Raw genomic sequence first — 14,836 nt, 5'->3', positions numbered from 1 at the left:
CGGGATCATGAGGTTTACTATTTAAGATTTCACAAATTGCGAACATCCTAATCCAAAAGATTTTGGGCTGTGACAAGTACTAGTCGTGTTATTACTTGCAGAGTGAACAATTTTTATTGGAATAGAGGCCGGCCATGTGCGCCGGGTTGTAAATAGATGTGAAGATAAATCGGGATGATTTATTGGATCTGGCAAAGATAAAAGAAGCTGGCGTAGAGCGGGCTTACGGCGTTTGAAGGATTATCCATGCAGCTAAGTGTCGAGAATAGGCAAGGCATTCGTTATATGGTGAGAGTTGGCTGGGCGTACCAGATGGGTATTCCCCTGCAGGTGGATGCCACCCAGCTCTTATCTATGTTCGATAACGCCGCCATTCAGGAGATCTATGAATACTTTTTCGGCTTGAATGGGATTTCCTGCAATACGCTGAGTGTCAGTATCCAGTCCAGTCAGTCGGGTACGATATTTCTTGGCCCCTTAAGTGAAACTCCGGGACATTTAACCAGCCGGGAAAAAGAAATCTACCTGGCCCTGGTACAAAACCGCCTGATTATTGAGGAAGCCCCATTTGCCGCTACCGAGCTGGTCGACAAGCAGGCGCAACTGCTCAGCAAAATCCGTATAGGGTTTCAGCAGATTATTGCTCAAGAGCGGGCTGAGGCTGCGTTGATTCAGCAGCGCCATGAACAGCGCTCGGGTCTAAAGAAGGTAGGTGCTTATATTAATCGAGGCGCTACGGGCCTGGGCAACGCTGCCTGGGGGCTGGCCGTTTGGGCTAAAGACGTGCTTGAAGTGGCTGCACTAATCCATCCTGTACGTCAGTCCTTTGAGCAAAATAAAGCGGTTGTCAATTACCTGCTCCATGATAAAAGTCTTGTAGAGTCTCAACGGGAATATTTATCGGCTGTTCAGCGAGAAGCGGTAGATGTACTCGGCTTCGACCCCTCTAAAATCACCAAGCAGCAATTTGATCTGGCCCTTGAGGTGGCTGAACTGATTTATGACGATCCGGCGCTACGCGATATCATCATCCGTTTTGCCAAGGATTACGCCAGTGCCCAGCACAGTTTAGAAATCACCGAAATGGCCGGTGGTGGAGCTTTTGAGATTATTCTCACCATCGTGTTGGCTGCGGCTACAGGGGGTATTGGTGCGGTAGCGGCTATGGCGAAAAATACGCGCCTGCTAACAGCCTTCCGTGGCATCGGCGACCTGATGATGGATTTTGCCAAGCTGAAAAAGCAGCGCAATTTGCTCTCCAAAAAACGCGGTGGCAATGCCAAGGGCAATGGAGCCAGCTTCTCCGATTTAAGCTCTTCAGAGGCTTCAGTGCCGTCATCTTCCAGCGGCCCCTCGTCAAGCAGTTCCTCCTCAAGCAGCACTTCCTCTAGTGGTAGCTCTAGTACTAGCAATAGCTCTTCTAGCGGTTCCAGCAATGGCAATCAAAGTAGCCAGGGTGCTGGTTCCGGCTCCAACACAGAGGGCGGGAGTCAAGCAGGTGGCAACTCCGCCTCCAACGAACCTGATAGAGCCAACAGTGAAACAGGCACAAACCAGAATGGTGGTACTTCCCAGTGCAATGCGAATGCCTGTGAGGGCGGAGAGCCTATCAACCTAAAAACCGGTGAGGAGCGTCTCACTCTGGTGGATACGGTATTAGATGGGCCTCTGCCACTCACTGTAGCGCGTACTTACCGCAGCAGTAACCCCAAAGACTTTGGTATGGGGCACGGCTGGACCCATACCCTGGGGGAAAAGCTGATATGGCGCCCCGGTAAAGCGGTGCAATTCCACGATGCCGAGGGCCGAGTGATTAACCTGCCGGCACCAGGAGATAGCGGTCGCAGCCACAACGTGGTGGAGCAGTTATCGCTTACTCGCGTTAATGATGAACATTGGATAGTTACCCCCTATGGTGCCCCCAATGGAGTGCAGAGGCACTTTAAAGCTATCGGGGATAAGGGGACTCTTAAGCTTGCAGAAATTCGCGATGGTTACGGCAACTTCTACCTGTTCCACTATATCGATGAGCGTTTAATCTGCATCGAGAGCAGTCTCGGTGAAGCCCTGCATATCAGTCCTCCGGAAGGGCAGGCAAAAAGTTTACATATTGGTGAACTGAAAAAAGAAACCCGCGATGGTCGTATTAAAGTTCTCGCAAAATATGAGTACAACAATGAAGGCGACCTGATCAAGGCCACCGATGCTGATGGCCACAGCGAGCAGTATCAGTACCGCCAGCATGTTATTAAGCAACGTACCCTAAAAACCGGCTACCGCTTCCACTTCGAATGGGATGCCGAAGGTCCCTCGGCCCGCTGTGTACGCCAGTGGGGCGATCCTATCGATGGACAGGCCACTTACAATTACCAGTTTGATTGGGATGATGACGGCAAGGGTGTCACCGTAACTGATACCCGCGGCGGTAAAGAGCGTTATCGCTTCAATGAGCGCGCCCTGCCCATTTATCATCGCGACCCTGAAGGTGCCGAGACCCTTTACAGTTACAACGACCTGGGCCAGATCACTAAGGTACAGCTGCCAAGCGACGATGGCAGCCTGCGTGAAGAGATTTATCAATACGACGATCAGGGACGTCTGGTACAGAAAACCGATGCCGCCGGCAATAAGCACCGCATTGAATACAATAGCGAAGGCCTGCCCGCAAAAGTTATTGACCCTGCTGGGAATAAGTGGCAACGCGAGTACAACAAAAAAGGTCAGATCGCTGCCACCAAAGATCCTCTCGGCAACAGTACCCAGTATGGCTATAACCCCGTTGGTCTGATCGGCAGTGTTACCGACCCACTGGGAAATACCACTCGCTACTTGTGGAATCCTGAAGGTAAACTCGCCGCGGTCAAAGACCCCATGGGCCGCGCCCAGCACTACCACTACGACAGCGCTCGTCGCCTGGAAGAAGTACAACACGCCCCTGGCCAAGTCACTCGCTACGAATACGATGCCCAAGATCGCATCCATGCGGTAATCACCCCAGATGGTGCTCGCACCCAATACAGCTACAACCCCCAGGGGTTACTGGCCGAAGTTACCGACTCCGAAGGTCGCAGCACCTGCTACGCCTACGACGGCCTCAGTCAGGTTAAGACCCGCACCAACCCGGACGGCAGCCGCCTTGAATATCACTACGACGGGGAGCGCAACTTAGTTGGCCTCACTAACGAGAACGGAGAGCGCTACCAGCTTAAATACGATCTCAACGAACGCCTGATTGAAGAGGTCGGCTTTGATGGCCGCGTGACCCGCTATGCCTATAATCGCGCTGGCCATTTAATCAGCTCCAGAGCCGTAACCGACACTGATACTGGTAAGGGTATCGACACTATCTTCGAGCGCGACCCCTTCGGCCGCCTTTTAGAAGAAGTCACTCCAGACGGTATTACCAACTTCCGCTACAACCGCAGCGGTCAGTTAATCGAAGCGGAAAATGCCCACCGTAAATTGCGTTGGGAGTGCGACGCCAATGGGCGTGTTGTGGCCGACTGGCAGGGCAAAGACAAACTGAGTCACCAATACGATGCTGTCGGTAATCGTATTGCCACAACATTACCCGATGGTGAAGTTCTGAACTTCGCTTTCAATCCCGCTGGCCAATTCCAAAGCCTGCACCGCCGCCCTGTCGGTGGTGACGCCGCTCAACTGATCACCAGCATCAGCCACGATGAACAGGGCAGGGAAAGCCAGCGCCAGCACGGTAATGGGCTGGAAAGCCAGAGAGATTACGATCCTCAGGGTCGCTTGCAAAAACTGCGCCTGGGCAAGGCAAACGGTCCGGTATCAGATCCGACTCAGCAAAATTCCATCCTGGAGCGCAGCTACCAGTACAACAAAGCTGGCCAGATCGCGCAAATTGAGGACAGCCTGCGCGGCACCCGCAGCTACCACTACGACGCCCTCGATCGGCTGACCCAGGTAGACGGCCCCAACCCCGAATACTTTGTGCACGACCCCGCGCACAATATTCTGGCCGCCGCCAACTCGAAAGACGAAGCCAAGCAGCAAGCCAGTGCCACCCAGGTCAAAGGCAACCGTTTAGCCTTCCGTGGTGATACCCACTACCGCTACGATATCCACGGCAATCGTATTGCCGAGCTACGCGGTAAAGGACAAAAACTGCAAACCCGCTACCACTACAACAGTCGCCAGCAGCTGGTACGTGTAGAAAAGCTCAAGGTAGAAAAGGGCGCAGAGCAATTCCAGCAGGTTATTCACTACCAATACGACCCCTTGGGGCGTCGTATCGGTAAAGCGAGTGAAAGCGAGCAAACCGATTTTCTCTGGGATGGCGACGTACTCCTGCAGGAAAATAAAGTCGATACCCAGACCCAGCAGGATCTCAATACCCGTACCTACTACTTTGAACCGGGTACATTTAAACCTGTTGGATTAAAAGAAAACAAACACGAGAAAGAGCAGGTTTATCACTACCATCTGGATCACCTGGGAACTCCAGATACCCTCACTAATCAGGATGGTGAAGTGGTATGGAGTGTTGCCTACAAGAGCTATGGCAATATTGCTCTGGTCCATGAAAATCAGATAGAGCAGCCGATTCGTTTCCAGGGCCAGTACTTTGATGAAGAGACTGGCCTGCATTACAACCGGTTTAGATACTATGATCCTCAGGTTGGGGAGTTTACTCAGCAGGATCCGATAGGGCTCCATGGTGGAGTAAATAACTATCAATATGTCCTTAATCCAATTAGGTGGATTGATCCATATGGTTTAAAAAGTAAAGATTGTCCACCCGAGAAAGATCATCAACTAGTTATTGGTGCTTACTCAAGTTCTTTAACTGGACATGCAGTTGTGGCTGTAATTGATCCAAGTGGAAATGAAATTTTAGCTGGTTTATCTATGGAGAATTATACTGGGCCTAAAGATTTATTTAATGCTTTGAAGGGATCGCCAGGATATATTCATTCTGGTACTTTGGCTGAAATATCTGCAAGAAATCCAGATTTTGCGACATTATCTACTCCAATTACAAGAGAGCAGGCTGATAAGGCACTTGAGAAAATTTATGAATATGCGGATAAAACAGAGTCAGGAGAATTTAAATACAATCTACTTAATCGACAGTGTGCAATTTTTGCTTGTGAGGTTAGTGAGGCTGCAGGAGTGACTCCTCCTGATGCAGGTAAGATAGTTCGTAGGCCGAAAAAACTACACTCCTCAATTAAAAAGCTAGTTAGTTCAAGTGAGAAGAATGATGGATAAAGCTTATGGATCTGACTTTCATGTTGAAATTTATTCTGAAGGCTGTTTGTGGTTGAAAAAGCCTACAGATGTTAATGAGGTTGTGTGCACAATAAGTAGTAAAGAAATTCAGTTGTCAGGGGGGAAGGGAGTGCTTCCAATGAAAAATATAAGGAAAATCCTTGCCAAAGAACGACCGGGTGGGAAGGCTGAATTTCGAGTTTATATGAAGGAAAATAAAACCTGGAATGAAAATATGAAAAAAAAACATCCTGTTCGATGGCGGCTAGGTTTGATAACTAAAAGTAAACCTAAAGAAATTATGCTTGGGGTGGCTAAAGCTGTAAAAGATAAAGATATTTTAATTGATTTTTTTCGTGAGGCTGGTATTTGTGTCGAGTCAGTTTCATAATTTTTCTTATTATGATCAGTATTCGGGCAGTATTTAGAATAAATGGGGTCAGAGTAAACTATTGTCGTTTAATTAACCTTTAAGCAGTTTTCTGATCACTGGCTAAGAATACGATGCTCAGGATTGCATCCATGCGGTAATCACCCCAGATGGTACTCGCGCCCAATACAGTTACAACTCCCAGGGGTTACTGGTCGAAGTTACCGACTCCGAAGGTCGCAGTACCAGCTACGCCTACGACGGCCTCAGCCAGGTTAAGACGCGCACCAACCCAGACGGCAGCCGCTTGGAATACCACTATGACGGCGAGCGTAATTTAGTCGGCCTAACCAATGAAAACGGTGAGCGCTACCAGCTTAAATACGACCTCAATCAGCGCCTGATTGAAGAAGTCGGCTTCGACGGTCGCGTGACCCGCTATGCCTACAACCGCGCCGGCCATCTGATCAGCTCCAGAGCCATAACCGACACTGATACTGGTAAGGGTATCGAGACCATCTTCGAGCGCGACCCCTTCGGTCGTTTGTTAGAAGAATTGACCCCGGATGGAATTACCAACTTCCGCTACAACCGCAGTGGGCAATTAATTGAGGCGGAAAATACCCACCGCAAACTGCGCTGGGAGTGCGATGCCAATGGGCGTGTTGTTGCCGATTGGCAGGGCAAAGACAAACTGAGCCACCAATACGATGCCGTCGGTAATCGTATTGCCACAACATTACCCGATGGTGAAGTACTGGACTTCGCCTTCAACCCCGCCGGCCACTGGGCAGCGAAACCGATCATCTGATCACCAGCATCAGTCACGATGAACAGGGCAGGGAAAGCCAGCGTCAGCTCGGCAATGGGCTGGAAAGCCAGAGAGACTACGATCTTCAGGGCCGTCTGTAAAAAACTGCGACTGGGCAAGGCCAATAGTCCGGTATCAGATCCGACTCAGTCAGACTCCATCCTGAAGCGTAGCTAGCAATACAACAAAGCAGGCCAGATCGCCAAAAGAGAAGACAACCTGCATGAGAACCTGCAATTGTAACTACTGCACCCTAGAGTGCCCCTCACTGAGGGCCTTGGTTTCAAGCAAAACTATAATACCTACTGTGGCTTCGATTACACAGGTCAGGATAAATTCCTATCAGCCGTAATACCGCTGTAATGTAGAGGATAAAGTAAATTGCATTACTATTGGACTTAATGAGATCTGTCAGTATGGATATGATTTCAATGAATGCTGGAGCGCAAAAGTCAACTCTAGTGGATTCGATGCCTATCATATCCACAATTGCTCTGATCGCTTAATAAGTTAAACTCATTGATGGATGCAGATACTGCTGGCAGGAGTAATGATTCTTCCATCAAGGGCGATCTTTTTTATCAATCATCTAAATAAATTACTTTGATTGGCGCTTATATTTTTATATACATTAGTACCGTGCCAGTCATCTAATTTTGGTGGGTTTTAAAAATGTAATAAGTGCTTTGTGTTTTTCAAGTGTCTTAGAATTGCAGAATACTTTCTGATGGGTTTGCTGGTTAAAGCTAATTCATTTATACAGAAGTACATGCCATTACATACAATATATTTTTACTGATTTATAAAGTTTTAAATTGTTTAATTTTAGTATTAAAAAACTGCATAGAGTTTACCATGAGCAATAGAGCTAAAATGTCAAAGCCATCTTCCCGGCCAAAGATCCATAAGGAAGGGGTTTCAGAAAAGTTGATCGGGCGTTTTGATAAAGATTTACTAGGTTTCAGTAGGCATCATATTGTTGATATACAAGGAATGGGCGAGTTTTTCGATATTGGGCGCATGATAATCAAAAATCCAGCTTTTGATGGATCTAAAGTTGATTCTTTGCAGCGTTGTGTGGCCTCAGGAGGACCACTAAGCAATGCATCTAGATCTGCCCCAATTGGATTGTCAACCCAGCAGTCATTGAGAGATTGCTTTATGTGGTCGCCTATTAATTTATTTAGCGGTCCAAGTGCTAGGTTTAGAAGTGATGACCCTGAAAGTGGCTATGAACAGGTTAGGCCACTAAGTATGTCAAAAATTCGGTGGGAAGTTTTAACGGATATTCAGGCTTTTTTGGATCTATTTCCAAGAAGGCAAGGGCGAATTGATGGTGATATATTGAACTCTCAATTGGTAGTTCAATATATGGAGTTACTGGATAAGTTGGTAGGCTTAACAAAGACAGGTGAAGGTAGGATTCATATCTTTAATTATTCTGACTGGAAGCTGACAGGGACAAGGCGGGAAAATAGCTTTGGTTATCGATTAAAGAAGTCAGTTTACTAGTGCTTGGTTGATGTTAACCTTATCCTCAGTTGCGCTTGGTTGATGAGTACAATTTTCTGATACTATGAAGGTTTTACTGTGGTCTAAATTAGATAAAAAATATTTTTCCAAGTTTTTGGGTAGATTAGAGGTCTGAAGATTAAGTTCCCAAGTGAAAATGGTTGGTTGGAGTGTGGATGTTTATCGTTTATATAGCATTCACACAGGAATTAGGTGCCCATCTAGGAATATGGTCCCTATGGTCGGTTACATATGGTAATTGCTTCAGGTTTTTCCTGAATCTTATGCACCTGTACCCCTTAGAGGCACCAGCTAATGTTAAGGGTTCCAAAGACAAGGGCGCGATTTTATCTACGAAAATCTGTGTCAATTCAAGGGTCTAAAAAAATCCCTGATCGTATCGAGCAGCTTAAGCTGGTTTTCTGAGATTATTGGTCCCACTATGAATAATCTTGCCTAGCCTGTAAATACACATCTACTTAATCTAATATAAATCTAAACAAACCAAGCGTATATAAGATAGCTAGCTATTCCATACGTAGCTAATAGGCTAATGCTCATAAAAAGACCTCGCAAGCCAGTTTTTCCTGCCAGATAGGCGACTGAATGACCCAACCTGCCCACAGCAAAACCTATAATCCAGATAGCAGTGACTGTTAATGGCGGAGAAATTAATACAAAAGGAATCGCGAGCACAGTGAAGATGCAAGTGTTTTCAGTTAGGTTTCTGTGTGCATTATGATTTCGCTTAAGCTCACTAATTGCTAATCCAGATGTTACTTCCCTGTTATTGCCGCTTTCTTGCCATTCCTCTGGTGTGGAGTACATTTTGAATTTCACTCTAGTGATCTCCGTCGATGTCATTAACAGGCTGTGGTTTCCTGTCAATATCAGAGCCGAAATAATTATTATGTGTAAGTGTGATACAGAAGGCAGGCTGACTTTGGTCGATCCTATATCCGCAAGGGGTAAGTTAATAAAGGTTGAAATAATGAATAAGGCAAATGGATAGATGGTAACTAATTTTATTGCTTTTCTTTGCTTTTGATCGAGTTCCATTCTTTATTTTTCCTAGATTATTAATCTCTGTTGTTATCAGATTGATTGGCTTGTATCGAGTGCGTCAGGGGGCTTAGGTCATGTTTGAAATTTCTGTAAGGGAGGGAAGTTATAGTAGCTAACAACTATTTTTCAAAAAGAATTTTCGGATATTGACTCATCGTAAGGCAATGTTTTTAAGGTGTGGAAAGCATTTTTTAATATTTTTTCACCAGAAATGATTACCTGTGAAACTATTTTTCCTGTCTTTATTGTGTTTCTGGTGTGGAGTCTTCATTTGAAGTAGTCCTTGAATTTAATTCTTTTTATGCCATTTGGTTGAACTTGCCGCCTCATTAAAGAAACCAATGTCATTATTACTATTTTGAGAGTTGGTACTATTGACAGTAGTTGTCTTCAGCATGGAAGGTGAGCGGGCTGTCTGGGGTTATCAATTTAATAAAATAATTAAGGTTCAGGTTATGAGAAAAGCTAATCTTTCAACTTCAATAAAAACTGCATTATCTTTGTGTTTGCTAATATCACCTGCTATCAGTTTTGCTGAAAGTGATTCTTCACTTGAGCGTGCTAATGACAACGCTAAATTTAAACGTTGTGGCACTAATCACCCCTCTATTCAGGAGGCTGCTTTGAAAGAGCAGCATTTTACTGCGCTGCGCGGACAGTCTCGTAGTATAAGCAGTGGAACTCATACGCTACGTCCAGCGGGTTCTGTAACTATTGATGTATATTTCCATGTTATTACTGATAACGCCAATAATGGGTCGCTACCCAGCAATGTAATTAATGCGCAAATGGCAGTACTTAATGATGCTTATGCGAGTACACCATTTACCTTTAATCTGGTTTCAACTTCAGTAACGGCTAATAATTCTTGGTATAACGTTGGATATGGTTCCTCCGCAGAGCGCGCTATGAAAAGTTCATTGCGTGTTGGTGATGCGGGAGACCTGAATATCTATGTGGCTGATATCGGCGGTGGTCTACTTGGGTGGGCAACTTTCCCAAGCAGCTATTCTTCAGATCCGCTGGATGACGGGGTAGTTATTTTAACCGGTTCTGTGCCTGGTGGCGATGCAGCGCCTTACAACGAGGGCGATACTCTTACTCATGAGGTTGGTCACTGGTTAGGTTTGTATCATACCTTCCAGGGCGGCTGTGGTGGAAATGGTGATTATGTTTCCGATACTCCTGCCGAGAGGTCGCCGGCTTACGGGTGTCCAGTAGGTAGGGATTCCTGTACTAGGGGGCGGAACGCAGCCGGTCTTGATCCGATTACAAATTTTATGGATTACACTGACGATAGCTGTATGTACGAATTCACAGAGGGGCAGGCTACTCGCGCAGATGAGCAAAGCAGTACCTACCGCGGTCTATAATAATATTTTCGGGGGGATTATTCCCCCCGATACACTGATAATTATGAAAAGTATCCGATTTTTTATCCTATTTACTTTGATATCTATAAATACGGCTAATGTAACTGCCCAGAGGCTCGCTGTGCCAGACTATGTGGCTTGTAATAGGAACCAGCTGACTTCCTGGCAGGGAGAGGTGACAAAATTAGTGCGGACAGGAAACAGCATTAAAGTATGGATTTCCACTGATTACGACACCAAAGAATCATTAGAATTGACGATGCCTAGCTGGAAAGCACTTCTCGGTCAGTTCCGTTTACAAGGGAAAGAGTTTCTGGAGAGTGACTGGGGAAAGGTTACTGATCCACAAGCAGGACTTAGGCCTGGGATTCGAGCAGTAATTTGGTTGTGCGAGAATAAGGCCTATCCCACTGTGATCAATTGGCAGCCTCGGCCAGAGTAGGTGCCTGCATTCTTACTTTATGTGTAATCAAGATTTAACTAAATTTTTAGTGCCACCCTAATTAAGTCAAAGAAATCTTCTCTAATGGTTGGTGATTTTTAAATTAAAGGTTACAAGTCGTGGAAAAGTAACCCCTCAATAAGTTTCGGAAGCCTGCTCCTATATTGAGAGGCGTTTGTTGGGGGGAATATTTAAGAGGATTCTATTGCTGGAGCTCTCATCAATTAATTGATTTCTTTCTTCGTGCAGAATTTTCTGCATTTATATTTGCGCTAAGATCTACATCTACCTTGTAAATGTATTCTCGATTGGGTTGCTGGAGCTAACTGAGTAGTCCTCAAGTTCAACCCCTTGCTTGAATATAAAAATGAACATGTGGCTATTACTATCTGTATACTTCCTTCTGAGAAAAAAGAAGGATGTGAGCATCGCTTGGGCTAAAACACTGTGTTGAGGTCGTTAGATAGACTCCAGTTTTAGCAGGCTGCCCTTGGTGTTTCCTGCTGGGAGTTCCTTTTATAAATTTATCTGTAATTTTTTAAAAGACTCATTTTTTTGGTATTCCCTGATCTAGAAATCCAGAATCGACACCGAACCAAAAGCTTCCATCTTTATTGTTAAAATACATATATCGAATGTTGCCTCCGCTGGGTACAGTCGTTTGACTGACAAACTTTTGTGCTTCTGTATCAAAAGCAAAGATGATGTTAGGAATATCACCGGTGTCTGCTACCCATAGCCGGCCTTTGTTATCCATTGCGGTTCCGTAAGGGCGAGGGTTTTCAGTGGGGAGCTTCCACTCTTTGAATTCTTTTGTACTGGGCGTATATCTGCCAAGATAGCCCTCTGGATAGTCCACATACCAGATATTGTTAGATGTATCGATTTCCAGCCTGCGAGGCCGAGCGTTTGGTCGGGGAATTGAGATTTCGTTTACCACCATGGTTTTAGGGTCTACCCAAGCTAGTTTATTTGTACCAAATAAAGCAACCCAGGGGCGATCTTGGGAGTCTACCTTGATTCCATAAGGGCGTGCGTTGGCAGTTTGTGGTGTAGCTACTTTCACCTCTCCATTATTTACATCCAAAATGCCTATGCGATTGCTCTGTTGGGCTGTAAACCAAATATTGCCCTCACGGTTGAATACCAGTGTATGTGGATCATTTACACCTTTAGGCATTGGGTATTGAGTGATTTTACCGGTCTCTGCATCCATACGCCCAATATGAGCATTGCGGTTGCCCGCATACCAAACCATGCCCTGCTTATCTACTATCAAGTTGTGAGGGTGGGTTCCTTCAGGGACCTCGAATTTTTTAAACGTCTGATCAGACGGAGAAAATCGACCGACGTAGTTTCCGGCCTGTCCACAGAACCAAACTTGCTGCCTGTTATCCACATGGGGGTCTCTGGGCAGTCCCTGCCAGGGGACCTTCCATTCGTTTAATTTGAGTCCGTCTGGCAGTTTATTTTCTTGTGCCGCAGTATTTAATGACGTCGATAAGAAATATATGACGCAGATAGTGAGTTTTAGTGACAGCGCAGGAAGTTTTGGGGAGATGTTCATTTGCCAATTCCAGTGATTAAGCCGTCAAGGAGAATTTATACGTATATGCCGTAGTATGGGAAAATGGGTGATCTGAGTCCTGGTCAAAGCATAGGTGATAATTGATGCTTATTGAAAATGGTTTACAGGGTCAATGTTTCGCCGAAGAGTGATTGCAAACTGCTATGTAGCGATTAAGAATCTCATTGGGGCACTTGATCATATTTACGAGAGAGACACTGAAGTCTCAGAACTCTATTTGTGTAAGTTCTAACTGACCCAGTGGGGTTTAAATGAGAAGAGCCTTGTCTTTACTACAAGGCAGAATTAATAGCCGGTTTGGTGGTGATTGGCAGTCATCTTAAGCTCAATTTACACGCCAGCGTTGTATAGCGTATATTGCTGTCCTCAGTGTAGGAGTCCCGCTATGTTACAACGCCTCCGTCGACCGGAAATTCTGCTGTTGATCCTTGCAGCCTCAATGCCACTTTCTTTTTCTGTCTGGAATACCCTCCTTAATAACTTTGTGATAGCCAAAGCTTCATTTACTGGGGCTGATATTGGCTTGCTACAAAGTGTGCGGGAAATCCCAGGTTTCCTTGCCTTTACAGTGATCTTTGTTTTGCTGCTTATTCGTGAGCAGCGGTTGGCGCTTCTCTCACTTGTAGCAACCGGGATTGGTGTGATGCTGACCGGTTTTTTTCCATCTCTCACAGGTTTATTACTCACGACATTATTGATGTCGATCGGTTTTCACTTCTATGAAACCCTGCAAACCTCTCTGGCTTTGCAGTGGTTTCCAAAGAAGACTTCGGCAATCTGGATGGGTCGAATGGCTGCAGCTGGCTCTTTTGCCGCATTATTGGCCTATGGGCTAGTTTGGGGCTTGATGGATTTTGGCGGGTTGGACTATTCCTGGGTTTACCTGATTGGAGGAGGGAGCACAGTTATTATTGCCCTGGTGGCCTGGATACTTTTTCCTCAATTTCCCCAGCCCCATAGCCAGAGAAAGCAGTTGGTTGTACGCAAACGTTATTGGCTTTACTACGCTCTGACAATGATGAGCGGTGCACGTCGGCAGATCTTTATTGTTTTTGCTGGTTTTTTGATGGTTGAGAAGTTTGGTTATAGCGTAGGAGAAGTTGCTGCACTTTATACCGTAAACCACCTGTTGAATTTATATATTGCCCCGAAAATTGGCCAGTTTATTGTTCGCTTTGGTGAGCGCCGAATCCTCACTCTGGAATATATTGGTTTAGCACTAGTCTTTGCTGGTTATGCATTGGTGGAGAGCGCGATGATGGCAGCTGCGCTTTATATTATCGATCATCTGTTTTTCTCTATGGCCATTGCCATCAAGACCTATTTCCAAAAGATCGTGGATGAACGTGACATCGCAGCCTCTGCAGGTGTCAGCTTTACCATTAATCATATCGCGGCGGTTATTATCCCCGTTTTGTTTGGTTTGCTATGGCTCACCTCTCCAGCGATGGTTTTCTTTGCTGGATCTTTGATGGCTTTGGTTTCTTTGGGATTGGCTCAGCTGGTACCGGAACACCCCGGACCAGGCAATGAAGCGCGCTTAGGGCAGGGTGTTGCTGCCACATAGTGGCTCTATTATTTTTTAAGTTTGGATTCTTTGATCGTTATTATGGGTTGTATATGCATCAAATCCTCCTACTCATAGTGCTTGCACTTCCGCTATATGCTTTTGCGTCGCCGGAACAGATTCCTGTGGGTGAGTACCGTATTGAATATGAGATCAAAGGATCTGGTAAGGCTATCCTGTTTTTAGAAGCGGGGGGCTCGGCTGGCATGTCTGACTGGAATCCAATCTATGATAGGTTAGCAGAGCATGCACGAGTTATACGTTACTCGCGTGTTGGCAATGGTAATTCTACAGCCATCAAGAAACATTTTAGCTCTGAGGATTATGCTCAAGGGGCCAAGGCCTTATTGGAGGCTTTGGGGGTTAAAGAGAAAATTACTTATATTGCGCACTCCTATGGCGCTCATGTAGCCCGAACGTTTGCCGCACAGTACCCTGAAAGAATGGCAGCGTTGATGCTGATAGAGCCTTCTTCTGAGCATGATGTGGATATTATGCGATCTCTGAATTTGGAATTGGCCGAAGAGCAAATTGCTCAGGTAAAACTGGATGATATGAAGAACGGCATGTCGAATCAGTACCTGGATTTTTGGTCTAAACGCCCTTTACCTGACTATCCTCAAATCCCAGATATACCCGTCACAGTAATTGCTTCAATTAAAAAGTATGACAATCCTCCTCTTCTTTTCTTTACTGATGAGGCCCGGGATAGATGGGGGGAGTTACATTCAAATTGGGCCCATGCATTTCCACAGGGGCGGGTTGTTTTGACTGAGAAGAGCTATCACTATCCTCAAAATGATGAGCCAGAAATGGTGGTGAAAGAGATTTTGGCACTCACGTTAAAGGCTTATCCACAAGAATGAA

At 45.7% G+C, this 14,836-nt stretch carries 10 protein-coding genes; 7 read left to right on the top strand and 3 right to left on the bottom strand.

Annotation, left to right across the window (positions count from 1 at the left end; all coding sequences use genetic code 11):
- Window positions 1–246: 246 nt before the first annotated feature.
- The 4 genes from ACJJIO_RS05040 (at window position 247) to ACJJIO_RS05025 (ending at window position 7,934) form a co-directional block, all read left to right on the top strand.
- Window positions 247–5,241 carry an RHS repeat-associated core domain-containing protein gene (locus ACJJIO_RS05040; protein ID WP_444910316.1) on the top strand — a complete coding sequence of 1,665 codons (4,995 nt, stop codon included), beginning with the start codon at window positions 247–249 and terminating at the stop codon, window positions 5,239–5,241.
- Window positions 5,231–5,632: a hypothetical protein gene (locus tag ACJJIO_RS05035; protein WP_444910315.1), complete on the top strand. Its 402-nt coding sequence runs from the start codon at window positions 5,231–5,233 to the stop codon at window positions 5,630–5,632. The genes ACJJIO_RS05040 and ACJJIO_RS05035 overlap by 11 nt, the downstream gene beginning before the upstream one ends.
- A gap of 127 nt (window positions 5,633–5,759) precedes the next feature.
- Window positions 5,760–6,422, top strand: a complete 663-nt coding sequence (locus ACJJIO_RS05030; protein WP_507014949.1) for a hypothetical protein — start codon at window positions 5,760–5,762, stop codon at window positions 6,420–6,422.
- Window positions 6,423–7,277: 855 nt separating this feature from the next.
- The gene (locus ACJJIO_RS05025) at window positions 7,278–7,934 is read left to right on the top strand and encodes a hypothetical protein (RefSeq protein ID WP_444900030.1); all 657 of its coding nucleotides are present in this window, start codon (window positions 7,278–7,280) and stop codon (window positions 7,932–7,934) included.
- A 495-nt stretch (window positions 7,935–8,429) separates the two neighbouring features.
- Here ACJJIO_RS05025 and ACJJIO_RS05020 read toward each other — a convergent pair whose 3' ends face one another.
- Window positions 8,430–8,993, bottom strand: a complete 564-nt coding sequence (locus ACJJIO_RS05020; RefSeq protein ID WP_444900032.1) for an MAPEG family protein — start codon at window positions 8,991–8,993, stop codon at window positions 8,430–8,432.
- Between the two features lie 454 nt (window positions 8,994–9,447).
- A complete protein-coding gene (locus ACJJIO_RS05015) occupies window positions 9,448–9,594 on the bottom strand; it encodes a hypothetical protein (RefSeq protein ID WP_252083045.1) in 147 nt (48 codons plus the stop codon).
- 28 nt (window positions 9,595–9,622) lie between these two features.
- Between ACJJIO_RS05015 and ACJJIO_RS05010 the strand changes: the two genes are divergently transcribed.
- Window positions 9,623–10,372 (top strand): zinc metalloprotease, encoded by a 750-nt coding sequence (locus tag ACJJIO_RS05010; RefSeq protein WP_252083044.1) that lies wholly within the window; start codon window positions 9,623–9,625, stop codon window positions 10,370–10,372.
- A gap of 989 nt (window positions 10,373–11,361) precedes the next feature.
- Here ACJJIO_RS05010 and ACJJIO_RS05005 read toward each other — a convergent pair.
- Complete coding sequence (locus tag ACJJIO_RS05005) at window positions 11,362–12,381, bottom strand: Vgb family protein (protein ID WP_444900033.1); 1,020 nt, start codon at window positions 12,379–12,381, stop codon at window positions 11,362–11,364.
- Window positions 12,382–12,787: 406 nt separating this feature from the next.
- Between ACJJIO_RS05005 and ACJJIO_RS05000 the strand changes: the two genes are divergently transcribed.
- Together ACJJIO_RS05000 and ACJJIO_RS04995 are read left to right on the top strand one after the other, a co-directional pair.
- Window positions 12,788–13,969 (top strand): MFS transporter, encoded by a 1,182-nt coding sequence (locus ACJJIO_RS05000; RefSeq protein WP_444886992.1) that lies wholly within the window; start codon window positions 12,788–12,790, stop codon window positions 13,967–13,969.
- Window positions 13,969–14,835, top strand: coding sequence for an alpha/beta fold hydrolase (locus ACJJIO_RS04995; protein ID WP_444910313.1), 867 nt, complete (start codon window positions 13,969–13,971; stop codon window positions 14,833–14,835). Before ACJJIO_RS05000 ends, ACJJIO_RS04995 begins: the two co-directional genes overlap by 1 nt.
- Window position 14,836 lies beyond the last annotated feature (1 nt).

It is taken from the genome of Microbulbifer mixtoriginis (SeqCode), from assembly GCF_052467235.1.
This window is presented reverse-complemented; position numbering and strand designations above follow the sequence as displayed.